This is a genomic window from Aeromonas sp. ASNIH8, assembly GCF_002919855.1.
Lineage (GTDB): Bacteria > Pseudomonadota > Gammaproteobacteria > Enterobacterales > Aeromonadaceae > Aeromonas > Aeromonas caviae.
Map to the genome: position 1 here is coordinate 35,278 of NZ_PQLN01000001.1, position 26,069 is coordinate 61,346.

Annotated in this window: 26 protein-coding genes; 7 read left to right on the top strand and 19 right to left on the bottom strand. The window is 63.1% G+C overall.

Annotated features, from left to right (window positions below):
* Positions 1–22 precede the first annotated feature (22 nt).
* Positions 23–679 (bottom strand): response regulator transcription factor, encoded by a 657-nt coding sequence (locus C3418_RS00165; RefSeq protein ID WP_005332666.1) that lies wholly within the window; start codon positions 677–679, stop codon positions 23–25.
* Positions 680–766: 87 nt separating this feature from the next.
* The gene (locus C3418_RS00170; RefSeq protein ID WP_010675972.1) at positions 767–1,099 is read right to left on the bottom strand and encodes a PepSY domain-containing protein; all 333 of its coding nucleotides are present in this window, start codon (positions 1,097–1,099) and stop codon (positions 767–769) included.
* Between the two features lie 63 nt (positions 1,100–1,162).
* On the opposite strand from C3418_RS00170, the gene C3418_RS00175 reads away from it, so the two are divergent.
* The gene (locus C3418_RS00175; protein ID WP_010675973.1) at positions 1,163–1,411 is read left to right on the top strand and encodes a PepSY domain-containing protein; all 249 of its coding nucleotides are present in this window, start codon (positions 1,163–1,165) and stop codon (positions 1,409–1,411) included.
* A 10-nt stretch (positions 1,412–1,421) separates the two neighbouring features.
* Here C3418_RS00175 and msrQ read toward each other — a convergent pair whose 3' ends face one another.
* Together msrQ and msrP are read right to left on the bottom strand one after the other, a co-directional pair.
* Entirely contained in the window at positions 1,422–2,075 is a 654-nt protein-coding gene (gene msrQ / locus C3418_RS00180) for a protein-methionine-sulfoxide reductase heme-binding subunit MsrQ (protein WP_103857747.1), read from the bottom strand.
* A 91-nt stretch (positions 2,076–2,166) separates the two neighbouring features.
* A complete protein-coding gene (gene msrP / locus C3418_RS00185; RefSeq protein WP_103857748.1) occupies positions 2,167–3,177 on the bottom strand; it encodes a protein-methionine-sulfoxide reductase catalytic subunit MsrP in 1,011 nt (336 codons plus the stop codon).
* A gap of 371 nt (positions 3,178–3,548) precedes the next feature.
* Here msrP and C3418_RS00195 point away from each other — a divergent pair, with 371 nt between their 5' ends.
* Positions 3,549–4,022: a DUF1097 domain-containing protein gene (locus C3418_RS00195; RefSeq protein WP_039039614.1), complete on the top strand. Its 474-nt coding sequence runs from the start codon at positions 3,549–3,551 to the stop codon at positions 4,020–4,022.
* Positions 4,023–4,111: 89 nt separating this feature from the next.
* Here the strand turns inward: C3418_RS00195 and C3418_RS00200 are convergent, their stop codons facing one another.
* From C3418_RS00200 to C3418_RS00215, 4 genes are all read right to left on the bottom strand, one after another.
* Positions 4,112–5,392: a sigma 54-interacting transcriptional regulator gene (locus tag C3418_RS00200; RefSeq protein WP_041211929.1), complete on the bottom strand. Its 1,281-nt coding sequence runs from the start codon at positions 5,390–5,392 to the stop codon at positions 4,112–4,114.
* A 54-nt stretch (positions 5,393–5,446) separates the two neighbouring features.
* Positions 5,447–5,956 (bottom strand): hypothetical protein, encoded by a 510-nt coding sequence (locus C3418_RS00205; protein WP_039039694.1) that lies wholly within the window; start codon positions 5,954–5,956, stop codon positions 5,447–5,449.
* Between the two features lie 105 nt (positions 5,957–6,061).
* Positions 6,062–7,474: a sensor histidine kinase KdpD gene (locus C3418_RS00210; RefSeq protein ID WP_043153927.1), complete on the bottom strand. Its 1,413-nt coding sequence runs from the start codon at positions 7,472–7,474 to the stop codon at positions 6,062–6,064.
* A 102-nt stretch (positions 7,475–7,576) separates the two neighbouring features.
* Entirely contained in the window at positions 7,577–7,669 is a 93-nt protein-coding gene (locus C3418_RS00215) for a YnhF family membrane protein (protein WP_010675981.1), read from the bottom strand.
* Between the two features lie 125 nt (positions 7,670–7,794).
* On the opposite strand from C3418_RS00215, the gene folK reads away from it, so the two are divergent.
* On the top strand, positions 7,795–8,340 hold the full coding sequence (folK, locus tag C3418_RS00220) for a 2-amino-4-hydroxy-6-hydroxymethyldihydropteridine diphosphokinase (RefSeq protein ID WP_103857749.1): 546 nt from the start codon (positions 7,795–7,797) through the stop codon (positions 8,338–8,340).
* 58 nt (positions 8,341–8,398) lie between these two features.
* Here folK and C3418_RS00225 read toward each other — a convergent pair whose 3' ends face one another.
* The gene (locus tag C3418_RS00225) at positions 8,399–9,103 is read right to left on the bottom strand and encodes an SDR family oxidoreductase (protein ID WP_103857750.1); all 705 of its coding nucleotides are present in this window, start codon (positions 9,101–9,103) and stop codon (positions 8,399–8,401) included.
* A 159-nt stretch (positions 9,104–9,262) separates the two neighbouring features.
* Here C3418_RS00225 and C3418_RS00230 point away from each other — a divergent pair, with 159 nt between their 5' ends.
* Positions 9,263–9,667: a CBS domain-containing protein gene (locus C3418_RS00230; RefSeq protein ID WP_029314862.1), complete on the top strand. Its 405-nt coding sequence runs from the start codon at positions 9,263–9,265 to the stop codon at positions 9,665–9,667.
* A 257-nt stretch (positions 9,668–9,924) separates the two neighbouring features.
* The gene (locus C3418_RS00235; RefSeq protein WP_233466804.1) at positions 9,925–10,680 is read left to right on the top strand and encodes an ABC transporter substrate-binding protein; all 756 of its coding nucleotides are present in this window, start codon (positions 9,925–9,927) and stop codon (positions 10,678–10,680) included.
* 101 nt (positions 10,681–10,781) lie between these two features.
* On the opposite strand, the gene asnC is transcribed toward C3418_RS00235, so the two are convergent.
* Positions 10,782–11,243, bottom strand: a complete 462-nt coding sequence (asnC, locus tag C3418_RS00240; RefSeq protein ID WP_041211931.1) for a transcriptional regulator AsnC — start codon at positions 11,241–11,243, stop codon at positions 10,782–10,784.
* A 154-nt stretch (positions 11,244–11,397) separates the two neighbouring features.
* Between asnC and asnA the strand changes: the two genes are divergently transcribed.
* Complete coding sequence (asnA, locus tag C3418_RS00245; RefSeq protein WP_042078789.1) at positions 11,398–12,390, top strand: aspartate--ammonia ligase; 993 nt, start codon at positions 11,398–11,400, stop codon at positions 12,388–12,390.
* Between the two features lie 205 nt (positions 12,391–12,595).
* Here the strand turns inward: asnA and C3418_RS00250 are convergent, their stop codons facing one another.
* The 4 genes from C3418_RS00250 to rluD form a co-directional block, all read right to left on the bottom strand.
* The gene (locus C3418_RS00250) at positions 12,596–13,420 is read right to left on the bottom strand and encodes an MBL fold metallo-hydrolase (RefSeq protein WP_103857751.1); all 825 of its coding nucleotides are present in this window, start codon (positions 13,418–13,420) and stop codon (positions 12,596–12,598) included.
* 60 nt (positions 13,421–13,480) lie between these two features.
* A complete protein-coding gene (clpB, locus tag C3418_RS00255) occupies positions 13,481–16,054 on the bottom strand; it encodes an ATP-dependent chaperone ClpB (RefSeq protein ID WP_103857752.1) in 2,574 nt (857 codons plus the stop codon).
* A gap of 170 nt (positions 16,055–16,224) precedes the next feature.
* On the bottom strand, positions 16,225–16,962 hold the full coding sequence (pgeF, locus tag C3418_RS00260) for a peptidoglycan editing factor PgeF (protein WP_103857753.1): 738 nt from the start codon (positions 16,960–16,962) through the stop codon (positions 16,225–16,227).
* 118 nt (positions 16,963–17,080) lie between these two features.
* Positions 17,081–18,061, bottom strand: coding sequence for a 23S rRNA pseudouridine(1911/1915/1917) synthase RluD (gene rluD / locus C3418_RS00265; RefSeq protein WP_042078785.1), 981 nt, complete (start codon positions 18,059–18,061; stop codon positions 17,081–17,083).
* A gap of 116 nt (positions 18,062–18,177) precedes the next feature.
* Between rluD and C3418_RS00270 the strand changes: the two genes are divergently transcribed.
* Positions 18,178–18,933: an outer membrane protein assembly factor BamD gene (locus C3418_RS00270; protein ID WP_039039695.1), complete on the top strand. Its 756-nt coding sequence runs from the start codon at positions 18,178–18,180 to the stop codon at positions 18,931–18,933.
* A gap of 72 nt (positions 18,934–19,005) precedes the next feature.
* Here the strand turns inward: C3418_RS00270 and C3418_RS00275 are convergent, their stop codons facing one another.
* From C3418_RS00275 to yqhD, 5 genes are all read right to left on the bottom strand, one after another.
* Positions 19,006–20,313, bottom strand: a complete 1,308-nt coding sequence (locus C3418_RS00275) for a serine dehydratase subunit alpha family protein (RefSeq protein WP_049636093.1) — start codon at positions 20,311–20,313, stop codon at positions 19,006–19,008.
* Positions 20,314–20,339: 26 nt separating this feature from the next.
* Positions 20,340–21,011: a transcriptional regulator gene (locus tag C3418_RS00280; RefSeq protein ID WP_039039625.1), complete on the bottom strand. Its 672-nt coding sequence runs from the start codon at positions 21,009–21,011 to the stop codon at positions 20,340–20,342.
* A 328-nt stretch (positions 21,012–21,339) separates the two neighbouring features.
* Positions 21,340–22,824 carry a Re/Si-specific NAD(P)(+) transhydrogenase subunit beta gene (gene pntB, locus C3418_RS00285; protein WP_010675995.1) on the bottom strand — a complete coding sequence of 495 codons (1,485 nt, stop codon included), beginning with the start codon at positions 22,822–22,824 and terminating at the stop codon, positions 21,340–21,342.
* Positions 22,825–22,835: 11 nt separating this feature from the next.
* On the bottom strand, positions 22,836–24,362 hold the full coding sequence (locus tag C3418_RS00290; protein ID WP_103857754.1) for a Re/Si-specific NAD(P)(+) transhydrogenase subunit alpha: 1,527 nt from the start codon (positions 24,360–24,362) through the stop codon (positions 22,836–22,838).
* 506 nt (positions 24,363–24,868) lie between these two features.
* The gene (yqhD, locus tag C3418_RS00295) at positions 24,869–26,029 is read right to left on the bottom strand and encodes an alcohol dehydrogenase (RefSeq protein WP_103857755.1); all 1,161 of its coding nucleotides are present in this window, start codon (positions 26,027–26,029) and stop codon (positions 24,869–24,871) included.
* Positions 26,030–26,069: the final 40 nt, after the last annotated feature.

The following is a 26,069-nucleotide window of genomic DNA, read 5'->3' on the forward strand; positions in this document are numbered from 1 at the left end:
CCCGCCATCGGTTGCGGTCGCGTCATTCGTTGATCCGGTAGCCGAGGCCGCGCACCGTCTCGATGAGATCGGCGTGGGTCTTCTTGCGAATGCGGCCGATGAACACCTCCACGGTGTTGGAGTCGCGATCGAAATCCTGGGCATAGATGTGGTCGATCAGCTCGCTGCGGGACACCACCTTGCCCCTGTGCTGCATCAGGTAGCCCAGCACCCGGAACTCGTGGGCGGTGAGCTTGATGGGGGTTCCTTCGTACCATACCTGGGAGGCCGCCATGTCGAGACGCACGCCACCGATCTCGAGGATGGAGCTGGCGTTCCCCGCCGCCCGGCGCACCAGCGCCTGCACCCTCGCCACCAGCTCCGCCACCTGGAAGGGCTTGGTGAGGTAGTCGTCCGCCCCGGCGTTGAGCCCTTCAATCTTCTCGTGCAACTGGCCACGGGCGGTCAGCACCAGCACCGGGGTGTCCATCCCCTTGCTACGCCACTCCTTCAGTACGCTCAGGCCGTCGCGACCGGGCAGACCGAGGTCCAGGATGATGGCGTCATAGGGTTCGGTCTCGCCGAGAAAGCCCGCCTCGTTGCCATCGTGGCAGAGATCGGTGACGAAACCGGACAGACGCAGCTGTTCCGCCAGCTGGCCCGCGAGGATCTTTTCATCTTCAACTATCAGAATGCGCATACATGGGTATCCAAAACAGGGTTGTGCCGGCACCGGCAACGGTTGGGGGGACGAACCGGACGGCGGTAGGTTCGCGGACTCACGCCGTTACTCCTCTTCCGGGGGCGGGCGCGGAGCGAACAGGCGCTCCAGATGGTGACCCTTGAGCCACACCATCTCCAGATTGTCAGCCCGGTAGCCCACCTTGATGACGCTGTTCTCCTCGTCGATGAGCCTGAGCTCGTAGAGCCAGACGCCATCCTCCTCACCCAGATCGACGCGCAGCACGCGCACCGGCAGGCGGGAGGCCACCTCCATCAACTCATGAAATGGGCGGACCCGCCCCTCGCTGACCGCCTGTTGCAGCAAGGCCTCGTTCGGCTGGGCCGCCTGAACCAGCATCGGCAGCAGCAATCCAAGCAGGGGCAGCGCGCTATTCATGGGTGATTCATCTCTCAAAACCTAACATAATGCCGTTTATAGTGTGCCAGCCATGAATCCGGAATGAATATGATCCCACGCAGTATCCTGCTGATCTTGTGCCTCTTTTCCACCTTTGGCTGGGCGGCGCAGACACGTCTCGACATGGCCGGACTGGTCAAGTTGTTGCTGGCACAAGGGTATCACGACATTCGGGAAGTGGAGCTGGAAGGGGACAAATTCGAGGTCGATACCCTGAATGCCGACGATCAGCGCGTCCAGTTGCAGGTCGATGCCAACACCGGCGAGATCACCAAAAAAGAGGCCGAATAGGCCTCTTTTGCTATGGGCGTGACGGCTGTTGCGCCGCCCCCCTCCCGGCTACTTGTGCTCGCCTGCGCCAGGGGCGCAGCAGCTTTTCCCGACGTGGCCACAGCAGGGCGCAGGCCAGCACCAGATAGATGAGCGGCTCCTGCCAGCCGCTCTTGACCGACCACCAGTAGTGTACCGGCACCAGCAGAGCCACCCCGTAGATCCAGTTGTGCAGCTTCTGCCAGGCCGGCCCCATGCGACGCAACAGGGCCGGGATCGAGGTGATACTCAGCGCCAGCAACAGCAGCAGCGCCACCATGCCCACCACTATGTAGCTGCGCTTCACCAGCTCGCCGCCAATCAGCCCCCAGTCGAACTGCAGATCCAGCCCCAGCCAGACCATGAAGTGCAGGGACGCCCAGGCGGCGCACCAGAGCCCGAGGGGGCGGCGCAACTTGATGAGCTGCCCCTGGCGCCAGCGCTTGGCGAGCGGCGACACCAGCAGGGTCAGCAACAGCAGGTGGAGGGCCCCCTTGCCAAGGTAATGGGTCAGCCCCTGGACCGGATCCCCCCCCAGCAACCCGGCTGGCACGGCATAGTCCAGCCAGAGCAGAAAGCCGAACGAACCAAGGTGCACCAGCGCCCGCAAGCCGTTGACATGGGCTGTTTTCAGTCTCGGCATCATATTGCAGTTCCCGTCATGTTTTTCCCGCTTCTCATCCCCTCTCCCACCAGGGGAAAAGGCGGCAAGAGATCAGTCGGGCAGCGCGTCAGTCTCAATACCATTTACGCAGATCCATCCCCTGATAGAGGGACGCCACCTCGTCGCCGTAGCCATTGAACATCAGGGTAGGCTGGCGCTTGGCCCCGAAGATGCCCCCCTCGCCGATGAAACGCTCGCTCGCCTGGCTCCAGCGCGGGTGATCCACGTTCGGGTTGACGTTGGCGTAGAAGCCATATTCGTTGGGGGCCAGCAGGTTCCAGGTGGTGGGGGGCATCTCCTCCACCAGGCGGATGGAGACGATGCTCTTGATACTCTTGAAGCCGTATTTCCAGGGCACCACCAGCCGGATGGGAGCCCCGTTCTGGGCGGGCAGGGTTTTGCCATAGAGCCCCATGGCGAGGAAGGAGAGGGGGTGCATGGCCTCGTCAAGGCGCAAGCCCTCCACATAGGGATAATCGATGCCGCCCCCCAGAGCACGGGAGGCCTGCCCCGGCAACTGTTCCGGATCATAGAGCGTCTCGAAGGCCACGAACTTGGCGCGACTGGTGGGCTCGGCACGGCGGATCAGATCAGCCAGCGCAATGCCGCTCCAGGGCAGCACCATGGACCAGGCCTCCACGCAGCGCAGCCGATAGATGCGCTCCTCCAGCGTGCTCTTGTTGATGAGATCCCACACATCCAGGGTGAAGGGTTTGGCTACCTCCCCTTCCACCTTCAGGGTCCAGGGCTCGGGCTTGAGGTAATGGCCGTTGCGGGCCGGATCCCCCTTGTCGGTCCCCAGCTCGTAGAAATTGTTGTGGGTGGTGGCCTTCTCCTCGGGGGTGAGGATCAATCCCTCTGGCCGGGTCGCGGCACGGATGTCGAGGGGTCTGGTGGGGGCCACGGTGGCCGGCTTGTCCGGTGAGAAGAGATCCAGCAGGCTGGCCTTCACCGGAAACGCCAGGGTGGCGGCACCGACGCCCAGGCCCAGCCCTTTCAGGATGCGGCGACGATCCTGATAGACGGTTTCCGGCGTGACATCCTGCTCGGTGGGGTGATGAGAAGTACGGCGCTTGATCAACATGAAAAAACTCCCGGGACGATGAGGTTGACAACCATAAGACCCGCCCCGGCCGAGTTTTATTTCACACAGAATTACATGAGTTGGTAAAGGGGCAGTGCCTTGGCCATGGTACCGGCCAGGAAGAGCACTACGAACACCAGCAGAGGAACGATCACGTTTGGCACCATCAGACTCACTCCATGAGCAGGACAGGGCCTCTAACTATGGAACAAGGTCTGCGGCGCCTCCAATGAATTTTTTTCGCGAGCGCAAGCGTATTCCAGAGTTGCAAAGAGTGACCGGGATCACACACAATCCGGCCCCCGCTTGCTGCCGCTCTACCGCGGAGTAGGCTGCCTCCTTTTCCGGATTCAACCACTGAGAGTCACGCCATGAGCCCACTGTTCGCCATCGCCATCACGACCGGGATCCTCTCCGCCGTCTGGGGTGGACTGGCCGCCGCACTCGGTCTCATCTCCTGGGTCGGCTTCCTCGGCTGCACCAGCTACTTCGCCTCGAGTGGCGGTTACAAGGCGCTGTTGCAGACCCTGCTGTGCAACACCACCGGCATGCTGTGGGCACTCCTGCTGATCCACGGGGAGACCTGGTGGGGGGCCGGCATGGCGGGTTATCTGATGACAGGGGTGGTGGCCACCCTGATGTGCGTGCAGGCCAGGCAGCAGTGGCTCGCCTACATTCCCGGCACCTTCGCAGGTTGCTGTGCCACCTTCGGCGCCGCAGGCGAGTGGCGGCTCATTCTGCCCTCCCTCATCATCGGCGCCCTGTTTGGCTATCTGATGAAGGCGAGCGGCCTCTGGCTCTCCCAGAAGACCCTCTCCACCGACGGCGTCAGCGACCCGGCCTGAGCCCCTAAGCCTGACAAGGTAACCGATTCTGTCGGAAACCAGAGGGGCGGCCCGTCATCGACGGGCCGCCCCTCTGTCATTTATCCCTTCTATCCCTTCGACTTGAAGTTGGCCGCCTCGATGCCGTGCCGATTCAGCAGCTTGTAGAAGTCGGTGCGGTTTCTCCCCGCCATGTTGGCCGCCAGGGTCACGTTCCCCTCCGTGGTGCGCAGCAGCCGGATCAGGTACTCCTTTTCAAACTCGGCCCGCGCCTCGTTGAACGAGGGAATGCCGCCACCACCGCCACTCAGGGCCGACTCCACCATGGCCGCGCCTATCACCGGGCTGCAGCAGAGGCTGGCGAGCTGCTCCACCACTCCGCAGAGCTGGCGCACGTTGCCCGGCCAGGCCGCCGCGGCCAGCAGGGCCAGCGCCTCCGGCGAGAAGCCGAGGGCGGCACAATCGGGGTGACGGTTGCGGTAATCGTCCAGCGCCTGACGGGCCAGCAGGGGGATGTCCTCGCTGCGGGCGCTCAGAGGCGGCAGGGTGATGTTGGCCACGTTGAGGCGGTAGAAGAGATCCTCGCGAAAACGCCCCTCTTCCATGGCGGTCACCAGATCCTGATGGCTGGAGCTGATGACCCGCACCTCGGGGGTGCCCTGACCATACTCCGCCAGCACCTGGAGCAACTTGGCCTGGAGTGACTCCGACAGATCCCCTATCTCGTCGAGGAAGAGGGTGCCGCCTTTGGCCTCGGCAAACAGGCCGGACTGGCCATCCTCGCCAAACAGCTGCAAGTCCAGCGCGGGCCAGGGCAGAGCCGCACAGTTGATGGTATGCAGCGGCTTGTCGCGGCGGTGGCTGGCCTGGTGCAGCGCCTGGGTCATCACCCCCTTGCCGACGCCGGAGGGACCCAGGATCAGCACGGGCACGTCCATGGTGGCGATGCTGCTCGCCTGGATCAGCAATTGCTCCATCTGCGGGTTACGGGTCTGGATGAGGGACTGCCACTCCTGCTGCTGCTTCGGACGGGTCAGGCTGAGAGCATGCTCTATGGTGACCAGCAGCTCGTCCTTGTCGATGGGCTTGGTGAGGAAGCTGAACACCCCGGAGCGGGTCGCCTGGATGGCGTCGGGAATGGTGCCGTGGGCGGTCATGATGATCACCGGCATGCCGAGCCACTGGGACTGGATCCGCTCGAACAGCGCCAGCCCGTCCATGCCCCCCATGCGCAGATCGCTCAGCACCAGGTCGGCCCGTTGCTGGCGCAGCCTGTCCAGCGCTCCTTCGGCGCTGTCGGCGGTATCCACCTCGTAACCCTGGCTGCGCAGGCGCATGCTCATCAGCTTGAGCAGGCTGGCATCATCGTCCACCAGCAGAATACGGCTCATGCTCTCACCCCCTCTTGGCGAAAAACGCGGTCATTGCGGCGCTGTCCGAAGCTGTCATGGCTGACCTCCCCCATTGAGCTTACGCTGGTTGAGCTGCTCGTCGATGGCGGAGAGCTGCTCTATCTGCTGGCGCAGACGCTTCACCTCCTGACTCTGATCGTCGCGGCGGCTGTCTCGCACCAGCAGCTCCTCCCCGAGGGCGATCCAGCTGCGCAGGAAGGCCTGGGCATCGAGACCGAGCTCCGGCAACAGAGCTTTCAGCTGATCCAGCCCGGCCCGGCGGCTGGCCACCGATTCGGACGGGTGGGTGTTGACCATGGCCAGGCTGACCCGGCTCTCGAGGTCGGTGGCGCCGGCCAGTCGCTGGCGCTCCTGCATCCGCTGCTGGGGATGGCTGGCCAGCAGCCAGTCCGAGTATTGCAGGCGCACCTGCATCTCCTTGTTGGCAAACTCCATCCGCCTGGCGATCGCCTCCTGGGAAGGCTCGGTGAGGCTGGTAGAAGGCAGCAGGGAACAGCCAGCGAGCAGGCCTATCATCAATACGGGAATCACAAATCGTTTCATCTTGAATGTCACTTCAGATCCTGGTGGGGAACAGGCACCTGCCCGCTCCTCTCAATATTCGGTGTCAAGGCGCCACCCGCACCTGCGGGGTCGCCGCCACGCCCGTCAGCTCGGGCGCACGTTCAAATCCAGCCGGAAACAGACATCCGCCTGGGCATCCTCGATCAGCCTGAGCTCGCCGCCCAGACTCATGGCAGACTCACGGGCAATGGAGAGGCCCATGCCGGAGCCTTTCAGCAATCCCTGGCGCACTATGCTGCCCTGTTCAAAGGGCTCGAAGATGCGCTCCCGCTCGTCTGGCGGGATGACAGGCCCTTCGTTGGCCACCTCCAGCCAGCCGCCGCCCGCTCCCGCCCCGGCGCGGATCCAGATCTGTCCGCCCCTGGCGCCATAGCTGACTGCGTTGGAAAAGAGATTGTCGAGGATGAGTCGCAGGCGGTAGGGCTCTGCCCGCAGGCTGATGGGCTCGGGCGGCAAGTGTACACTGATTTGCTTGGATTCCAGCGCGAGCCGGTACTCTTCGGACAAGTCTGACAACAAGGGCGCCAGGGGCACCTCGGACAGGGTGAACACCTCCTGCTGGCTGAGGCGATTGAAGTCGAGCAGCCGCTCGATCAGGGTCTGCAGACGGCGGCTGTTCTCCTCCAGCATCTGGCAGATCTCCTGCTGATCCCCGTTGAGGGGCCCCACCAGCTGCTCCGAGAGCAGATCAGCCCCCTCCCGCAGCACGGCAAGGGGGGTTTTCAGCTCGTGGGATACGTGGCGCAGGAACTGGTATTTCTGCTGTTCCAGCTCCTTGAGCTTGTCGTGCAGCCAGCTGATCCGCTCCCCCAGCAGCACCAGTTCGGCCGGGCCATCCACCGGGCGCTGATCCGGCTCGACGCCTGCGCCCAGACTCAGGATCCGCGACTCAATCTGACGTACCGGGTGGATGATGAGGTAGGTAAAGAGCAACACCAGCAGCAGGCTGAGCCCGACCACGAAGCCGCTGACCCACCAGATCTGCTGTTTCAGCTCCACGATGGCGCCCCGCATGCGGGTCACGTGCTCATCCACCTGGCTGCGGGTGACCACTTCCAGTTGCTGGTTCAGTTCGTTGAAGTCGGTGAAACGGGGGCTGGTCGCCTCCTGCCTGGCCTTGCGCAGATCCTGCAGGCCATCGAGCCAGACCAGCGTCGCCTCGAGATCTCCGTAGACCTCGGCATCCGGAATGGAGTCCTGATGAGTCGCGAGCAGTTCCCGGTAGCGCACCAGCTGCTGCCGATAACTGGCCAGGATGCGGTCATCACCCAGGACCGCATAGCGGCGCAGGGTGCGCTCCAGATCGATGGCCTGGGTGGAGAGCAGCGTCGCCCGGCGAGTGTCCCGCACCGCACGTTCCATCTCGTCGCTGGTGAGCTGGCCCAGGTGGGAGAGAGCCTGACTGTCGTGCCAGATCATGCCCCCCAGGGGCATCAGCACCAGCACGAAGCCCATCAGTACTACCTGGAGCAGGGAGCGGGGCCGAACCTTGGTCATCTTCTGCGGTCTCGATTCGTCATGGGGGAGCCAGCATATCCGCACTGCCCCAAAAAGCAAAACCGGCCATAAAGCCGGTTTGATTGCTCACCGAGGCCGGATTCACGCCAGGCCGACGGACGCCACACAGATGACAATGATCATGGCAAGGGCCCCTGACGCGGCCAACAGTGCCCATTTCATTTCTACGCTCATGCAAACCTCCTTTCTGCCAATCAGCGTTGGATCACAACAGATAACGACATGTTAATTCATAGTGAATCCCATAACCGTGAGCTGCGTATATATTTCAGACGAGCCCAACCCAAGGAATGGAAAGCATGTTTTACCTCTGTAGCATTGGATCCAATCTCGACCCCGCCCTGCACGTCAGTCAGGCCGTAGCCGAATTGCTGGCCCGCTTTGGTCGCCTTCACCTGAGTTCCGTCATCCAGACCAAGCCCGTGGGCATGCATTCGCGCCACGATTTCCTCAACTGCCTGTTCGTCGTCCAGAGCGACCTCTCCCCCGCCCAGCTCAAGGCCGAGTTTGTCACCATGGAGCTGGCCCATGGCCGGGATCGCAGCAACCCCCTGTGCAAGGTGACGGACAGGCCACTGGACATCGACATACTGGCCTGCGGCGAACGGGATGACTTCGCCGAGGCCGGGGTGGATGCCTACCTGGGGGATCTGCTGGCGGAGATGTATCAGGGCGGCAGTGTGGACTCCGGCAAGGTGACCCTCGGCCTGCCAGGCAGCAAGGTGTTTGCGAAGCAGCGCATCGGCCAGGCCCCCATCCATCTCTGCCAGCAAGACGAGACCCTGCTTCCCGGCAACGGCCACCCCGGCCCCCCTTCCCGACACGCCGCCATCCGGCACCCTTGAGCCGTTCACACACATGAGGCGCCCAAAGGCGCCTCATGTCATGGCGGCCCGCCTTGCCCTAGATGACGGCGAGGGCGCGCCCCCCGTCCACCCGGATGCTGGCCCCGGTCATGTAGTCGTTCTTCATCAGCATCTGTACCGCCAGCCAGATGGGCTCCAGACCCCCTTCCCGTGCCAGCGGCGTCTTCGCCAGCACCTGCTGGCGCCAGTCATCCCCGTGCTCGTCGAGAAACAGGATGGGGCCAGGCTCTATGGTGTTGACCCGCACGGCGGGTGCCAGTTCGCGGGCAAAGCTCATGGCCAGGGAATGGGCTCCCGCCTTGGTGGCCACGTAGGCGGCAAACTGGGACGCCGGGGCATGGATGTAGATATCGGTGATGTGGATGATGCCCCCGTTGGGCTGGCGGGCAAGGGCCGGGGCCAGCGCCCGGTTGAGCTGGAAGGGAGCCGCCATGTGTACCCGGTAGAACTGATCGAACTGGGCCAGCTGCACCGCAGGATCCGCCGCCTGGGGCTCGAAGGCAGAGGCATTGTGGATGATCAGGGCAAGATCCTCATGGGCCGCCAGCGCCGTCACCACGGCGCCCACCTCCTCTTCCCGGGTGAAGTCCGCCTGTACCAGCTCGACGCCCACGTCTCGCAGACGATCCAGCTCGGGCCGTTCGCTGCGATAGCTGCCCGTCACCTGCCAGCCAGCGGCCACCAGCTGCTCGCACAGATAGAATCCCAGGCGACGGCCACAGCCCGTTACCAATGCACGCATACCCTCTCCTTGTGGTTGTCGCCCTCCCCGATCCATGCAGGATCGCACGGAGGGCCCATTCATCGGCCATGACCTATCGATGTCCGAGGCAAAACCCATTGGCCCCCTGTCACGGCCACCGGGCATAGTGGCCCCATCGACCCCCATGGAGCCACCATCATGCTACAAATTCGCGATCATATGCAGCCATTGACCCACTCACTGCACCCCGGCCTCGGTCTGGCCGAGGCGCTGGACAGACTCCATCGGGCAAACCTGGGGGGCCTGCCGGTACTGGATGACCATCAGCACCTCGTCGGATTTCTCTCCGAGCAGGATTGCATTCCCGCCCTGCTCACGGGCAGCTATCACTGCGACACCCGTACTCTGGTCGAAGATCTGATGAGCCGGACCCCGCTGTTCGTCTCTCCTGATGACAACATCGTGGATCTCGCCCGCCAGATGGCCGGGGCCAGACCCAAGGTCTATCCAGTGATGGAGGGAGGCAAGGTGACGGGCATCATCAGCCGTCGTCAGGTGATGCAGGCCCTCAACACCCAGATGAAACAGTGTCAGGCAACCTGAAGCAGGCCACCTCGCACACGTGTCATGCCGACCACCCTCCCGCCCACAGCCGGCGAGTGGCTGGTCCATCCCGCCCGACTCTGCCACGGGGCGGCCTGTCGAGGCAGCCCGCCCCCCTCCCACCGGCACCGTTCGTTTGTCCCCTCCCCATTTCAGGGTTTGCCATCCGTGGTCGTCTCTAGTTAGATAGGTGCCGGTCACAGTCCCTGCCGGATGCGACCCCGTACCGAGTGCTCAGGAGATGTAACGTGCGACGCTTGCTCGTATTCTGCTTGCTGCTGCCCTGCTGGCTGTCAGCCAGGGAGCTGGTCATTGGTGGCATCCTGGAGCCCCCTCTCAAGTGGCTGGATGCACAGGGACACCCTCGCGGGTTGGATGTGGATCTCGTCACCGCCATCTTCGGCACGCTCCATACCCCCATCAGGATTGAGCTCATCGATTCGGGGGCCAGGCTCACCCGCAATGCCGAAAGCGGCTTCTATGACCTGCTGCTGACCCACTCCTACAAACCGGAGCGGGAGGCCTATCTGCTCTACCCCAAACAGGCCCATATGCTCCATAGCTGGCACTTCTTCATACGCAAGGAGTCCGCAGGCCGGATCCACTATGACCATCTGACGGATCTCAAACCCTGGCGTATCGGTGTCACCCGGGACTTCTCCTATACCCCCGAGCTCGCGGCGGCCATGACAGACCCGAGTTATCACTTCCAGGAGATCCCCATCAACCAGCTGCAACTGCGCAAACTCATCGCCGGTCGCATCGACGTGGTACCCATGTCCCTGGTCACCGCCTTCACCCAGATAAGAGAGGAGGGACTGGAAGGCAAGCTCGACTACCTGCCAAAACCCCTCAAGACCAGCCCCTACTTCAATGTCTGGACCCGTTCCCGGGCCGATGCCGACACTCCGGCCCTGATGGCCGCCTATGATGCCGAACTGCTGCACATGAAGCGGGACGGCCGGCTCAAAGCCCTCTACGACAAATACGGCATCCCCTATATCGAACCCTGATCCACCGGTCAGGGTGTCATAGCCCACAGGGTCGCATTCTGCTGCGCGAACAGGGTCTCGCACAGGAGAGGGAGCTCTACGCCCCCCTCAGACCACCCGACTCAAGGCTTCACATCCCGCAGGATCGGGTTTTGCAGCGAAATCAGCGTCTCGGTGGACTGGATCTCGTCGATGGTCTGTATCTTGTGGATCAGTACCGTCTGCAACTCGTCGATGGAGCGGGTCATCACCTTCATGAAGATGCTGTAGTGGCCCGTGGTGTAGTAGGCCTCCACCACCTCATCCAGCGCCTGCAGCTTGGCCAGGGCCGAGGGATAATCCTTGGCGCTCTTCAGATTGATGCCGATAAAGCAGCAGACGTCGTAACCCAGCTTCTTGGGGTTCACCTGCACCCTGGTCCCCTCGATGATCCCCGCCTGCTTCATCTTCTCCACCCGCACGTGGATGGTGCCCGGGCTGACCGCCAGCTGCTTGGCCAGCTCCGCATAGGGGATACGCGCATTCTCCATCAGGGCTGTGAGGATGGCCTGATCGAGATTATCGATCCGATAATTTTCTGACACTTTTTCGCACTCCCGTTAACGATACCTCATTAATTACACGCATATTTTGATGAAAAAAATATATAAAGCCTATTTCTATTACCGAATATTGAATTACTTGCACCATCTGTTGAAGAATCACCGCATTCAACGGGTTCAAGACAGGTCATTCAGCATGAAACAGCACTACATTCGCAGCCAACAACAGATCAGCTTCGTCAAAGAGATGTTCTCCCGCCAACTCGCCCTGCAACTGGGCCTGATGGAGGTACAAGCCCCCATCCTGAGCCGGGTCGGTGATGGCACTCAGGACAACCTGTCCGGCCACGAGAATGCGGTGCAGGTCAAGGTGAAGACCCTGCCGCAGCACAGCTACGAAGTGGTGCATTCGCTGGCCAAGTGGAAGCGCCAGACCCTGGGTCGCTTCGGTTTCGGCCCGGGCGAAGGCATCTACACCCACATGAAGGCGCTGCGTCCGGACGAGGATCGCCTCACCCCCATCCACTCCGTCTACGTGGACCAGTGGGACTGGGAGAAGGTGATGCCGAGCGAGCGCCGGGATCTCGCCTACCTGCAGGAAACCGTGCGCGGCATCTGGTCCGCCATCAAGGCCACAGAGCGCGCGGTCTGCGCCGAGCACGCGCTGACCCCCTTCCTGCCGGCGGAGATCCAGTTCCTCCACAGCGAAGAGTTGCTGACCCGCTACCCGGATCTCGACGCCAAGGGGCGCGAGCGCGCCATCGCCAAAGAGCTGGGCGCCGTCTTCCTCATCGGTATCGGCGGTGCCCTGTCCCACGGTGAGCGCCACGACGTGCGCGCCCCGGACTATGACGACTGGAGCAGCGAGAGCGAGCTGGGGCTGGCCGGCCTGAACGGCGACATCCTGGTGTGGAACCCGGTGCTGGAAGACAGCTTCGAGATCTCCTCCATGGGGATCCGGGTCGACGCCGAGGCCCTGCGCCGCCAGCTCGCCATTACGGGGGACGAGGACCGCCTGCAGTACGACTGGCATCAGGATCTGCTGGCAGCGCGCATGCCCCAGACCATAGGCGGCGGCATCGGCCAATCCCGTCTGGCCATGCTGCTGCTGCAAAAAGAGCATATCGGTCAGGTGCAGGTGGGCGTCTGGCCGGCCGAGATGAAGGAGCGCATCCCCGGCATGCTGTAACGAACGGATGGCGCCCGGCGGCATGCCCGCCGGACGCCAGCAAGTGTGGCAGTGCGGACTGAGCGAGCGCAGTCCGGACAGGCTGTAAGCGGGAGGCCATCTTCGACGGCCCTCTGCGAAAACGGGGCTTGCCCCTGCGACCCGCTCGACCCACGCCAGGTCGCATTGAATACATTCCTCCCGGCAATCTTCGGATTGCCGTTTTTTATGTCGGAAAACTGTACTCGAAACCGGCCCCGATCGAGTGCTGACGCGGCAGTCCCGCCTTTCTGCTGCCGGTACAGTGGCAGGCAAACAGCTTCTCCACCGCCTCCTCTTCCAAATAGGCGCCGAGCGCCGCCGCCCGCTGCGGACCGGAAAACTTCAGATGCAGGCCGCCGATGACGGCGTGGATCCGCTCCTCGCCACACACCTCCCTGGCCCGCGCTATGATGTTCTCGACCCCGGCGTGACCGCAGCCGATAAAGACGATAAGACCTTTGGAACTCTTATAGGCCAGCACCGAATCATCGCTGATAAGGTCTTTCTCCACCTGTCCGCCCCGCACTATGTAGCCGAGCAGCGAGGGGGCGGCCCTGTCGCGCCGCACAATGCTGCCGAGGAACACCAGACGATCAGAGAGCCACACCGGCTCGGCCGAGCAGTGGGGGAGCAAACCTTTGGCCGCCAGCGACTCCTGAGCCAGCTCCCCCGACAGGCGATAGAGGTTGCATCGCCAGAAGGGGATTGGCAGGAAGTAGCCCCGCTCATTGAACACATCCGGACAGGCGATCAGCGGGATGGACGTGGCATAGCGGGGCAGCGAGCCGACCCCGCCCACATGGTCGTAATGACCGTGGGACAGCACCACATGAGTGAGGGAAGCGAGATCGACTCCCATCACGGTGGCGTTGTGGTACAGCGCACGGCCACGGCCGCTGTCGAACAGCACCCTGAGGCCGTCGCACTCCAGCAGCAGCGCCAATCCCCGCTCGGGCAGACAGCCTGGCCGATGAACATCGTCATCCACCAGCACGGAAAAGGTGAGCATCAGATTTTCCCTCAAAACAAAACGCAGGCACTGAGCCTGCGTTTTTTATCGACCAACCGGTTACTGGGTCATGGTGAGACCGTTGCTGTCCGCCCCGAGCAGCAGCCGCTTGCCGGGGATGACCCGACCCGAGAGCAGAGCCTGGGCCAGCGGGTTCTCCACCTTGTGCTGGATGGCCCGCTTGAGGGGCCGCGCCCCGTAGACGGGGTCGAAGCCCGCGTGCACCAGCTTGGTCAGCAGCTCCTCGCTCACCTCCACCTCGAAGCCCTGGGACTCCAGGCGACTCATCAGGCTCTTGAGCTGGATGCGGGCGATGGACTTGATGTGCTCCTCGCCGAGCGGGTGGAACACCACGGTCTCGTCGATCCGGTTGATGAACTCCGGCCGGAAGCTGCGGGTCAGCACCTCCATCAGCATGGCCTTCATCTCGTCGTAATCCTTCTCGGAGTGGTGCTCCTGAATGAGATCCGAACCGAGGTTGGAGGTCATGATCACCACGGTGTTGCGGAAGTCCACGGTGCGGCCCTGACCATCGGTCAGGCGGCCGTCGTCCAGCACCTGCAGCAGGATGTTGAACACGTCCGGGTGGGCCTTCTCCACCTCGTCCAGCAGGATCACCGAGTAGGGGCGACGGCGCACCGCCTCGGTGAGATAGCCCCCCTCCTCGTAACCCACGTATCCCGGAGGCGCCCCCACCAGACGGGCCACGCTGTGTTTCTCCATGAATTCGGACATGTCGATGCGCACCATGGCGTCCTGGGTGTCGAACAGGAACTCCGCCAGCGCCTTGCACAGCTCGGTCTTGCCCACCCCGGTGGGGCCCAGGAACAGGAAGGAGCCGATGGGACGGTTCGGATCCGACAGCCCGGCACGGGAGCGACGAATGGCGTTGGAGACGGCGTCCACCGCCTCCTCCTGGCCGATCACCCGGCTGTGCAGCTGATCTTCCATCCGCAGCAGCTTCTCCCGTTCCCCCTCCAGCATCCGCGCCACCGGAATGCCGGTCCAGCGCGCCAGGACGTCTGCAATCTCCACGTCGGTGACCCGGTTGCGCAGCAGGCTGGTCTCCTGCATCTCCGCCTGGGTGGCGAGGTCGAGCTGTTTCTCAAGCTCGGGGATGCGGCCATACTGCAGCTCGGACATGCGGCCCAGGTCGCCTGCGCGGCGCGCCACCTCGAGATCCTGACGGGCCTGCTCCAGCGCCGCCTTGATGTGCTGGGTACCGGCGAGGGCGGCCTTCTCGGCCTTCCACACCTCTTCCAGCTCGTTGTATTCCCGCTCTTTTTCACTCAGCTCCTGATTGAGCAGATCGAGGCGCTTGCGGCTGGCGTCGTCGTCCTCCTTCATCAGCGCCTGCTGCTCCAGCTTGAGCTGGATGATGCGTCGCTCGAGGCGGTCCAGGGATTCCGGCTTGGAGTCGATCTGCAGCCGGATGCTGGCCGCCGCCTCGTCGATGAGGTCGATGGCCTTGTCCGGCAGCTGGCGATCCGCGATGTAGCGGTGGGACAGCTGGGCCGCCGCGACGATGGCGGGGTCGGTGATCTGCACGTGGTGGTGCAGCTCGTAGCGCTCCTTCAGGCCGCGCAGGATGGCGATGGTGTCCTCTACCGAGGGCTCCTCCACCAGCACCTTCTGGAAGCGTCGCTCCAGGGCGGCATCCTTCTCCACATACTGGCGATACTCATCCAGAGTGGTGGCACCGACACAGTGCAGCTCGCCACGGGCCAGGGCGGGTTTGAGCATGTTGCCCGCGTCCATGGCCCCCTCGCCCTTGCCGGCGCCGACCATGGTGTGCAGCTCGTCCACGAACAGGATGACGTTGCCCTCCTCCTTGGCCAGATCGCTGAGCACCGCCTTGAGCCGCTCCTCGAACTCGCCGCGATACTTGGCCCCGGCCACCAGGGCCCCCATGTCGAGGGAGAGCACCCGCTTGTTCTTGAGCCCTTCCGGCACCTCGCCGTTGATGATGCGCTGGGCCAGCCCCTCGACGATGGCGGTCTTGCCGACGCCCGGGGCGCCGATCAGCACGGGGTTGTTCTTGGTGCGGCGCTGCAGCACCTGGATGGTGCGGCGGATCTCGTCATCCCGGCCGATCACCGGGTCGAGCTTGCCGAGCTCGGCCCGCTCGGTGAGATCTATGGTGTATTTCTCCAGCGCCTGGCGGTTCTCCTCGGCGTTGGCATCCTCCACCTTCTTGCCGCCGCGCACCTTGTCGATGGCCTGCTCGAGTTTTTCCTTGGTCAGGCCCTGGGCGCGCAGCAGCTCGCCCAGGGTCCCCTTCTCGTCCAGGGCCGCCAGCACGAACAGCTCGGACGAGATGAACTGATCCTTGCGCTGCTGGGCCAGCTTGTCGCAGACATTGAGCAGCCGGCCGAGGCCGTTGGAGAGCTGAACGTCCCCCTCCACGCCGCTGACGCGGGGCAGGCGATCGAGCTCCTCACCGAGGCGCGAGCGCAGGGCATTGATGTCGAGCCCGGTCAGGGCGAGCAATGGACGAATGGAGCCGCCGTCCTGATTGAGCAGGGCGCTCATCAGGTGGACGGGTTCGATGAATTGGTGGTCACGACCCAGTGCAAGAGACTGGGCATCGGAAATGGCAATCTGGAATTTGCTGGTCAGGCGATCGAGGCGCATTGCACTCCCCCTTCAAGACAGACGCCGCTTGCGCGGCAAACAACATAACTTTCTGAGATGAAAGATGAGGCCCGTACGGGCTATTTCAAGGGGCAGGCCTGGTTATTTTTTCTGCAAAGCGGGAAGGAGGCAGCATCCCCCGCCCGGCAAGATGCAGGGCGGGGAAGAGGTTAGGGGGCCAGCCAGACGATGGAGGCCATGCGACCGGTCTGGCCATCGCGGCGGTAGGAGTAGAAACGCTCGGAATCGCTGAAGGTGCAGTGCTCGCCGCCATAAACGGCGGTGACGCCGGCACGGGCCAGCCGCAGCCGGGCCAGCTGATAGATATCCGCCAGCCATTTCCCTTCGTTGGGAGAAGGCACGAAAGCCGCAGCCGCTTCCGCCTGCTCCGCCATAAAAGCGTCGCGCACCTCGCCGCCCACCTCAAAGGCGGCAGGGCCTATGGCCGGGCCCAGCCAGGCGAGGATCACCCCCGGCTCGCAGCCCATGGCCGCGATGCTCTCCTCCAGCACGCCCCCCTGCAACCCGCGCCAGCCGGCATGGGCGGCCGCCACTACGGTACCGGCCCGATCGCAGAACAGCACCGGCAGGCAGTCGGCGGTCATCACTATACAGCCCAGCCCGGCCTCGCGGGCACAGGCTGCATCGGCCTCCGGCGCCCCCCCATACTCGCGACTCACGGGATGCACGGCGGTGCCATGCACCTGGTTGAGCCAGTTGAGAGGGCCGGGGATCCCTGCGGCCTGTTGCAGCAAGGTGCGGTTGGCCTCGACCCTGGCCGGCTCGTCTCCCACGTGGGCCCCCAGGTTCAGGCCGGCAAAGACCCCCTCGCTCAGGCCCCCGTTTCGGGTGGTCGACAGGGCCCTGACATTGCCCGGCGCGGGCCAGTCGGGTTCGATCCAGTTCATCTGTGGCTCCTTTCGGTCATATGAAAGCGGGGCCCCTTGGCTGCAACCAGTCAAGGGGCCCCGTGTCAGATCATGGAGGGCAGGTTGCGGCAGGAATAGTCGCAGAACTGCCGCTGTCTCAGTTCCAGACCAGATCGTCCGGGTTGGCCAGGGTATCCGCCCGCAGCACCTCCATCAGATCCACCATGTCCTGCGGCGTGGGGGAGTGCCACTCCATCACCTCACCCGTGATGGGGTGGGCCAGCTTCAGCATAGTGGCGTGCAGTGCCTGGCGATGGAAGTTGCGCAGGGCCTCGGTCAGCTCTGGGGTGGCGTTGCGCAGCAGACGCAGACGGCCGCCGTAGGCGGGATCCCCCACCAGGGGATGCTTGATGTGGGCCATGTGCACGCGGATCTGGTGGGTACGACCGGTCTCCAGCCGCAGCCGCAGGCGGGTGTGACCACGGAATTTCTCGTGCACCCGGTAGTGGGTGACGGACTCGCGCCCATTGGGCACCACGGCCATGTGGGTACGCTGGGTCGGATGACGGCCGATGGGGGCATCGACGGTGCCGCCCGCAGTCATGTGACCGATGGCGATGGCCTCGTACTCACGGGTGATCTGGCGCGCCTGCAGCGCCTCCACCAGGTGGGTCTGGGCCGGAATGGTCTTGGCCACCACCATCAGGCCGGTGGTGTCCTTGTCCAGACGGTGCACTATGCCGGCACGAGGCACCTCGGCGATGCCGGGGTAGCGGTGCAGCAGGGCGTTGAGCACTGTGCCGTCCGGCGTGCCGGCGCCCGGGTGGACCACCAGGCCGGCCGGCTTGTCGATCACCAGGATGTGTTCGTCTTCATAGACGATGTTGAGCTCGATGTTCTGGGCATCCCAGCGGGTGTCGTCTGCCAGTTCCACATTCACATGCACCTGCTGCCCGGCCACCACTTTCTCGCGCGGGGTATTGGCAACCTGACCGTCCAGGGTCACTCTGTCCTGTAAAATCCACTCCTTGATGCGGGTGCGGGAGTAGTCGGGAAACAATTCGGCCAGGGCCTGGTCGAGTCGCTGCCCGAATTGGTGATCCTGAAATTCGCCTGTCAGTTCAATATGCTGGCTCATGTATGGTCTCTTGAGCGGGGGTATCAATTCGAAATAATCCGGGTATTCTAGCTTTTCTTTTAGCCAAGCATAACGGATACTTTGCCAATTTCGTGGAAATGGACCGGATGTTGTTGATGGGAAAGAAGTCTCACCTGCTGATGTCGCTCGCCTTGGTCGCTACCCTGATCACTGGCTGTTCCAGCACCAAACCCAAGGTTCCCGACGAACCGCCGGAAGTTCTGTACCAGAAAGCCCGCATCAAACTGGATACCGGCAACTACCTCAATGCCATCGAACTGCTGGAAGCGCTGGACTCTCGTTACCCGTTCGGTGCCTACTCCAACCAGGTTCAGCTCGATCTCATCTATGCCTACTACAAGCAGGATGATACCGCCCAGGCGATCGCCAACATCGACCGTTTCATCCGCCTGAACCCGGCGCACAAGAACATCGATTACGTCTTCTATATGCGCGGCCTGACCAACATGGCGGCGGATTACAACTTCTTCCAGGATTTCCTCGGCATCAATCGGGATGACAAGGACCCCTCCTACGCCCGTCAGGCCTTCCAGGACTTCAAGACCCTGCTGCAGAATTACCCCAACAGCAGCTATGCAGCCGATGCCCGTGCCCGCATGATCGGCCTGAAGAACCGTCTTGCCCGCTATGACCTGGGGGTAGCCGAGTACTACGTCAAGCGTGACGCCCTGATCGCCGCCGCCAACCGCGCCAAGCTGATCGTCGAGACCTATCCCGACACGGTGGAGACCGAGAAGGCGCTGGAAATCATGGTCAACGCCTATGACACGCTGAAGATGCCGACCCTGGCCCAGCATGCCCGAGAAGTGCTGGCCAAGAACTACCCGGACAACCGTCTCGGTCGCGGCTGAGTAGCGAACGGACAATGAAAAACCGGAGCCACTGGCTCCGGTTTTTTTATGGCCGACGGCGGCACTCCGGGGTCACTGGTGCTTACCCTGCTGCTTGGCCCGCATGATGTTGATGATCTCGATGTCGGTATCCAGCATCCCCTCCCTGGAGAGGCGGCCCAGGTTGGCGATGGTCTGGTCCACGTCGTCCGAGACGATCCCCTCGCTCTGGGGCACGCGCAGGTTGTTGATGGCCATCAGCGAGGATTTCACCGCCGCCGAGGTGGAGGTGGAGACCTTCATGGAGCAGGCGCTGCCGGCGCCGTCGCAGATGATGCCGGAAACATCCCCAATCATGTTGTTGATGCAGTGGCTGATCTGCTCGAACTGGCCCCCCAGCAGCCAGGTGATGGCGGCCCCCGATCCCATGGCGGCGGTACTGGCGGCACACAGGGCGGAGAGCTTGTTCTGGTAGGCTTTGATGTAGATGGCCACCAGGTGGCTCATCACCAGGGCACGGGCTAGCTGCTCGTCATCGGCCTTGAGGAAGCGGGCCGCGGCGACCACCGGCATGGTGGCGGCAATGCCCTGGTTGCCGGAACCGGAATTGGACATGGCGGGCAGCATGGCGCCATCCATCCGCGCATCGGAGGCTGCAGACGACAGGCGCATGGCCAGGGTCATCAGATCGTCGGAAAGCAGCTTGCGTTCAACCTGGTCGGTGAGGATCTTGCCGATGCGCAGGCCATAGCCCTGCAGCCCTTCGTCCGCCAGCGCCTGGTTCATGGTGGCCGCCTCGCGGATGAAGTCGATCTCGGCCAGCGGCACCTCCAGGGCGAAGGCCACGATCTCCTTCAGGGTCATGGCGGGCTTGCCGGCCTTGGCTGGCTGGATCTGCACCCCGGGGGCACTGTCCTGCACCATCAGCACCTCGCCATCCTTCTCCATCAGCACGATGCGGGTATGGTCGGTACAGATCACCACCCGGGCGCTGTGCCCCTCCACTTCGGCCAGCACCTCGGCGTAGAGCACGTCGGGCACATCCTTCACATCCACCTCTATGGTGGGCAGCAGCCCCTTGGCCGCCTCGACCTGATCCGGCGTGAGGCTCTTGAGCACCTCCAGCCCGGCATCCGGGTTGCCACCGGTGATGCCGACGGCGGCGGCCACCGGCAGGCCGATCATGCCGGTGCCGGGCACCCCGACCCCCATGCCGTTCTTGAACAGATTGCCGCTGACCCAGACGCGGGTGCGGGTCGGTACCTGCCCCAGCAGCTTGCGGCAGTTGGCCGCCGCCAGGGCGACCGACATGGGCTCGGTGCAGCCGAGGGCCGGCACCACTTCACGCTTGAGCAGGGTAATAAAGTCGGTCCATTGTGCGTTCATTGCGATGTGTCTCATGTTCATGGCGCCCGCGTGCGGGCTCGTCATTGTTGTTCGGCCAGTTCCGCCTTGTGATTGCGGATATGCAGGTAAACGGTATGGCGGGAGATGCCGAGCAGCTCGGCCACCAGTTGGGCGGCATCCTTGATCTCGAAGATGCCCATGTCGTAAAGCCGGTGCACGATCGCCTTGTTGCGCACGCTGCTGCCCAGCCCGGGATCCCTGTCCACCTTGGCGATCACCTGCGCCACCAGATCATCCACCGAGCTGGCGAAGGTTTCGGTGCCGTGGGCAGGGGGCACTGCGGGCGGGGCAAAGGTGTCGAGCAGGCTGCCAAGGGGCGTGTCCAGGCTGAAATTCACGCACAGCATGCCGATGGGTTTGCCCTCGCGGTTGCTGATGGTGATGGACGAGGATTTCAGCAGGGTGCCCTCCCGGGTGCGGGAGAAATAACTGCTCCACTGGCTGCCGGCGGCACTGTGCAACTTGTCGAGCGCGAAGTCGGTGACCGGCGCTCCCTCCTGGCGGCCGGTGATGTGGCCGTTGGCAATCTTGATGACGGAGGCGTGCAGGCTGTCAAAGGCGTGCAGCACCACCTCGCAGCCCGGGCCAAACAGGGCGGACAGCGCCGCCACCGCAGGCTCGAAGCTGGCGATCAGATGGCGCTCTTCATCGGTCAGTGTGCTGGCGTCGCGCAAGGGGGCTACCTCGGTCATGGGGTCATCCGGTCAACGTTGGGCAAGGATAATCAAAGCGGGCTCAAATAAAATTGAGCAAACCCGCTTTTTGCGCGGGCATTATGCCCGACTGGTGAGACAACACCACAAAATGTGAGCAAAAATCACGACTGAAATGACAAAAAGGCCCCATGAGAGGCCTTCAAGGTAGTTTTTTGGTGCTTTTGCTCAACTTTAATTGAGCCAGGGCTCGTCAGTCAGTCCGGACAGGCAGGCACCACCGCCTGTCTGTTCCCTGCCACGGTCATCCACTCTGGTCATAAAAAAAGGGGGCCGAAGCCCCCTTTTTGTCTCATCCGGTCAACGCTTACAGCGCCTTCAGGATGGCCTCGACGCTGGCCTTGGCATCGCCAAACAGCATCTGGGTGTTCTCCTTGAAGAACAGCGGGTTCTGGACACCGGCGTAGCCAGTGTTCATGGAGCGCTTGAAGCCGATGACGTTCTGCGCCTTCCACACTTCCAGCACCGGCATGCCGGCGATGGGGCTGCCCGGATCTTCCATGGCGGCCGGGTTGACGGTGTCGTTGGCACCGATCACCAGCACCACGTCGGTGTCGGCGAAGTCATCGTTGATCTCGTCCATTTCCAGCACGATGTCATAGGGGACTTTCGCTTCCGCCAGCAGCACGTTCATGTGACCAGGCAGACGACCGGCCACCGGGTGGATGCCGAAGCGCACCTTGACGCCACGATCACGCAGCTTCTGGGTGATCTCGGCCACCGGGTACTGGGCCTGCGCCACCGCCATGCCGTAGCCTGGGGTGATGATGACGGAGCTGGCGTTCTTCAGCATGTCGGCCACGTCTTCGGCGTTGGTCTCGCGGTATTCGCCCAGCTCCTGCTCGGCGGTGGAGGCCACGCCGTCGGAGCCAAAGCCTCCTGCGATCACGGAGATGAAGGAGCGGTTCATCGCCTTGCACATGATGTAGGAGAGGATGGCACCGGAGGAACCCACCAGGGCACCGGTGACGATCAGCAGGTCATTGGAGAGCATGAAGCCCGCCGCCGCCGCCGCCCAACCGGAGTAGGAGTTCAGCATGGAGACCACCACCGGCATGTCCGCACCACCGATGGAGGCGACCAGGTGCCAGCCGAAGGCGAAGGCGATCAGGGTCATCACCAGCAGAGCGAAGGTGGAGCCACCGGCGTTGACGAAGTGGATCATCAGCGCGATGGAGACCACCACGGCCAGCAGGTTCAGCTTGTGGCGGTGCGGCAGCATCAGCGGCTTGGAAGAGATGAGGCCACGCAGCTTGCCGAACGCCACCACGGAACCGGTGAAGGTCACGGCACCGATGAAGACGCCCAGGAACACTTCCACCAGGTGGATGTTCAGCATGGCGCCGGAGAGGTGCTCGACCTGGGCGACGCTTGCCGCCTGCTCGAACGCCGCCCGGGCGGCTGCCAGGGTCGCATCCAGGTTGGAACCGACTGAGACCACCACTTCAGCGGGGGCGGAGGGGTGCAGATCGATGAAGCTGTTGAAGCCCACCAGCACCGCTGCCATGCCCACGAAGCTGTGCAGCACGGCCACCAGCTCCGGCATCTCGGTCATCTCGACCTTGAGGGCCAGACGCACGCCGATGGCGCCACCGATGGCCATGGCCAGGATGATCCAGTGGACGCCACTGGTTTCCGGGTTGAAGACGGTGGCGAGCAGGGCGATGGCCATCCCCGCGATACCGAACAGGTTGCCATGCTTGGCCGTTTCTTGCTTCGACAGTCCCGCGAGACTGAGGATGAAGAGCACGGCGGCAACGATATAGGATGCTGTTACCAGTCCTTGAGACACGTTAAACCCCCTTAATCCTTACGGAACATCTTCAGCATGCGCTGAGTGACGGTGAAGCCACCGAAGATGTTGATACTGGCAATCAGCACGGCGACAAAGGCCAGCACGGTGACCAGGGTCGACCCTTGTCCAATCTGCAACAGCGCACCGACCACGATGATGCCGGAGATGGCATTGGTGACCGACATCAGCGGCGTGTGCAGGGCGTGAGAGACGTTCCACACCACGTAGTAACCGACCACGCAGGCCAGGATGAAGACGGTGAAGTGGGAGAGGAAGGCGGCAGGCGCCACGGCGGCCACCCAACCGAAGGCGGCGATGCCGAGGGCACCGAACACGAACTTCTTGTTGGAGGGCTTGGCCTCTTCCTTCTTGGCGGCCGGTTTGGCGGCAGCGGGTTTCTGCGGGGCGGCAGAGACGGAGATGGCGGGGGGCGGGAAGGTCACTTCACCGGCCTGGACCACCGTCATGTTGCGCTGCACCACGTCTTCGAAGTCGATGGCGACGTTGCCGTCCTTCTCCTTGCACATCAGCTTCATCAGGTTCACCAGGTTGGTGCCGTAGAGCTGGGAGGATTGGGCAGGCAGGCGGCCCGGCAGATCGGTGTAACCGATCACCTTGACGCCGTTGTCGGTGACATGCAGTTCACCCGGTACCGTGTATTCGCAGTTGCCGCCGGCCTGGGCCGCCATGTCCACGATGACGGAGCCCGGCTTCATGCTGTCCACCATTTCCTTGGTGATGAGCTTGGGTGCCGGCTTGCCCGGGATCAGGGCGGTAGTGATGATGATGTCCACTTCCTTGGCCTGCTGGGCGAACAGCTCCATCTCGGCCTTGATGAACTCTTCGCTCATCACCTTGGCGTAACCGTCGCTGGATGCGCCATCTTCGCCGCCGAAGTCCAGCTTGAGGAATTCCCCACCCATGGACTCGATCTGCTCGGCCACTTCCAGACGGGTATCGAAGGCACGCACGATGGCACCGAGGGAACCGGCGGTCCCGATGGCGGCCAGACCGGCCACACCGGCACCGATGACCAGCACCTTGGCGGGCGATACTTTACCGGCGGCGGTGATCTGGCCGGTGAAGAAGCGACCGAACTGGTGCGCGGCTTCTACGACGGCACGATAGCCACCGATGTTGGCCATGGAAGAGAGGGCGTCGAGGGACTGGGCACGGGAGATCCGCGGCACCATGTCCATCGCCATCACATTGATGTTGCGCTCGGAAAGCTTCTTGACCAGCTCGGGGTTCTGGGCGGGCCAGATGAAGCTCACCAGGGTGGCACCATCCTTAATTTGTGCGATTTCGGCCTCGGTCGGCGCGTTGACCTTGAAGACAAGGTCGGCTTGCCAGACGTTCGGTACCACGCTGGCACCGGCAGCCTCGAAGGCGGCATCATCGAAGCTGGCTCGCAGGCCGGCACCGGCCTCGATGGCAACCTCGAAGCCGAGCTTTTTCAGCTGCTCGACAGTGGCCGGGGTCGCTGCGACCCGGGTCTCACCGGCGAGACTCTCTCTCGGTATTCCAATCTGCATGACTATTCCCTGATGGTTAATAAACAATCATCGCCAAGTCTCTCATGTCTGAGGGGACAAGGCATGATCAAAGTGCAGGTCACGGGCCCTTTGTTATGAAAATCAGCAGGCTTCACCTCGACCTCCTGTCACGGTCAGGCCCCCGCTTTTCAGGCGCGAGGGTGATTAGTATCAAATTTTGGAGTTTTATTACAACCACGGCCCCGGGCGGGCGGGTACAGAATTCAGCCCATCCCGGACCATGATTAAAAAAAACAAACCAAATTAGGGGCTTATACCAGCAAAAAGCGCTAAAAAAAGTGATCCAACCAGTCAAAAAAAATGTTTAACCCGGCCTCTACCTTAGCGTTTTTTGTTCTTACGAAATCTGCCGTTGGCTCATCTGATGAGATGAAAAGGGAAAAAGTAACCATTTTGCAACGATCAGGGGGCCGCGTCCCCGCCTGCTGGCGGGTTCGGGCCCCCTAGTGCAACCGGGCCTGCGGCCCGGTTCAGGCGTGCTCTGCTTACCAGGCCGCCTCATAAATATGCCGACTCTGGGCCAGGTCGATGTCGCCGTGCTCACCCAGGGCGGTCATGCCGTGCTCTTCGAGCTTGGCCAGCAGGGCGTCGATCCGGGCGTCGGCCACGTAATCCCGCAGCCGGGTCTTGATCCCCATCCGCTCGAAGAAATCGCAGGTGGCGGCGATGGCACCGTCGATACGCGCCTCGTCACTGCCGCTGCGCAGATCCCAGACCCGCTCGGCGTATTGCAGCAGCTTGGCGCGCTTCTGCTCGCGCTTGGCCTGCAGCAGGGCGGGCAGCACCACCGCCAGGGTCTGGGCGTGGTCCAGACCGTGCAGGGCGGTGATCTCGTGGCCCAGCATGTGGGTGGCCCAGTCCTGGGGCACACCGGCTCCGATCAGGCCGTTCAACGCCAGGGTGGCGCTCCACATGATGTTGGCACGCACGTCGTAGTTTTCCGGCTCCACCAGCGCCTTGGGCCCCTCTTCCGCCAGGGTCAGCAGCAGCCCTTCTGCAAAGCGATCCTGCACCTTGGCATCCACCGGGTAGGTGAGGTACTGCTCCAGGGTGTGGATGAAGGCATCCACCACCCCATTGGCCACCTGACGGGCGGGCAGGGTGTAGGTGAGCACGGGGTCGAGCACGGCGAAGCGCGGCATCACGAAGGGCGAGAAGAAGTGCTGCTTGTCCCCTGTACTCTTGCGGGTGATGACGGCGCCCATGTTCATCTCGGAACCGGTGGCCGGCAGGGTCAGCACGCTGCCCAGAGGAATGGCGGAGGCCACCTCGCCCCCGACGGTCTCGAGGATGTGCCAGGGATCCCTGGCCGGATCGTAGTGAGCGGCCGCGGCGATGAACTTGGAGCCGTCCAGCACGGAGCCGCCACCCACTGCCAGCAGGAAGTCGATCTTCTCGGCGCGGGCCAGTTCGACGGCACCCATCAGGGTCTCGTAGGTGGGGTTGGGCTCGATGCCGCCAAATTCAAACAGGGTCAGGCCGGCCAGCTCGCTGCGGATCTGGTCCAGCAGGCCGCTGCGCACCACGCTGCCACCGCCGTAGGTGACGAGGATGCGGGCGTCGCTGGGGATCTGGCCGCGCAGCTGGGCCACCTGGCCCTTGCCGAACAGCACCTTGGTGGGGGTGTGCAGGATGAAGTTGTTCATGGGATCTCCCGGGGTGGTCGTAGTCGGTAAGGTATGGGTT

Excerpts from the sequence above, each read along its gene's own strand:
- C3418_RS00165 (WP_005332666.1), bottom strand. The coding sequence starts at position 679 with ATGCGCATTCTGATAGTTGAAGATGAAAAGATCCTCGCGGGCCAGCTG.
- C3418_RS00170 (WP_010675972.1), bottom strand. The coding sequence starts at position 1,099 with ATGAATAGCGCGCTGCCCCTGCTTGGATTGCTGCTGCCGATGCTGGTT.
- C3418_RS00175 (WP_010675973.1), top strand. The coding sequence starts at position 1,163 with ATGAATATGATCCCACGCAGTATCCTGCTGATCTTGTGCCTCTTTTCC.
- msrQ (WP_103857747.1), bottom strand. The coding sequence starts at position 2,075 with ATGATGCCGAGACTGAAAACAGCCCATGTCAACGGCTTGCGGGCGCTG.
- msrP (WP_103857748.1), bottom strand. The coding sequence starts at position 3,177 with ATGTTGATCAAGCGCCGTACTTCTCATCACCCCACCGAGCAGGATGTC.
- C3418_RS00195 (WP_039039614.1), top strand. The coding sequence starts at position 3,549 with ATGAGCCCACTGTTCGCCATCGCCATCACGACCGGGATCCTCTCCGCC.
- C3418_RS00200 (WP_041211929.1), bottom strand. The coding sequence starts at position 5,392 with ATGAGCCGTATTCTGCTGGTGGACGATGATGCCAGCCTGCTCAAGCTG.
- C3418_RS00205 (WP_039039694.1), bottom strand. The coding sequence starts at position 5,956 with ATGAAACGATTTGTGATTCCCGTATTGATGATAGGCCTGCTCGCTGGC.
- C3418_RS00210 (WP_043153927.1), bottom strand. The coding sequence starts at position 7,474 with ATGACCAAGGTTCGGCCCCGCTCCCTGCTCCAGGTAGTACTGATGGGC.
- C3418_RS00215 (WP_010675981.1), bottom strand. The coding sequence starts at position 7,669 with ATGAGCGTAGAAATGAAATGGGCACTGTTGGCCGCGTCAGGGGCCCTT.
- folK (WP_103857749.1), top strand. The coding sequence starts at position 7,795 with ATGTTTTACCTCTGTAGCATTGGATCCAATCTCGACCCCGCCCTGCAC.
- C3418_RS00225 (WP_103857750.1), bottom strand. The coding sequence starts at position 9,103 with ATGCGTGCATTGGTAACGGGCTGTGGCCGTCGCCTGGGATTCTATCTG.
- C3418_RS00230 (WP_029314862.1), top strand. The coding sequence starts at position 9,263 with ATGCTACAAATTCGCGATCATATGCAGCCATTGACCCACTCACTGCAC.
- asnA (WP_042078789.1), top strand. The coding sequence starts at position 11,398 with ATGAAACAGCACTACATTCGCAGCCAACAACAGATCAGCTTCGTCAAA.
- C3418_RS00250 (WP_103857751.1), bottom strand. The coding sequence starts at position 13,420 with ATGCTCACCTTTTCCGTGCTGGTGGATGACGATGTTCATCGGCCAGGC.
- clpB (WP_103857752.1), bottom strand. The coding sequence starts at position 16,054 with ATGCGCCTCGATCGCCTGACCAGCAAATTCCAGATTGCCATTTCCGAT.
- pgeF (WP_103857753.1), bottom strand. The coding sequence starts at position 16,962 with ATGAACTGGATCGAACCCGACTGGCCCGCGCCGGGCAATGTCAGGGCC.
- rluD (WP_042078785.1), bottom strand. The coding sequence starts at position 18,061 with ATGAGCCAGCATATTGAACTGACAGGCGAATTTCAGGATCACCAATTC.
- C3418_RS00270 (WP_039039695.1), top strand. The coding sequence starts at position 18,178 with ATGGGAAAGAAGTCTCACCTGCTGATGTCGCTCGCCTTGGTCGCTACC.
- C3418_RS00275 (WP_049636093.1), bottom strand. The coding sequence starts at position 20,313 with ATGAGACACATCGCAATGAACGCACAATGGACCGACTTTATTACCCTG.
- C3418_RS00280 (WP_039039625.1), bottom strand. The coding sequence starts at position 21,011 with ATGACCGAGGTAGCCCCCTTGCGCGACGCCAGCACACTGACCGATGAA.
- C3418_RS00290 (WP_103857754.1), bottom strand. The coding sequence starts at position 24,362 with ATGCAGATTGGAATACCGAGAGAGAGTCTCGCCGGTGAGACCCGGGTC.
- yqhD (WP_103857755.1), bottom strand. The coding sequence starts at position 26,029 with ATGAACAACTTCATCCTGCACACCCCCACCAAGGTGCTGTTCGGCAAG.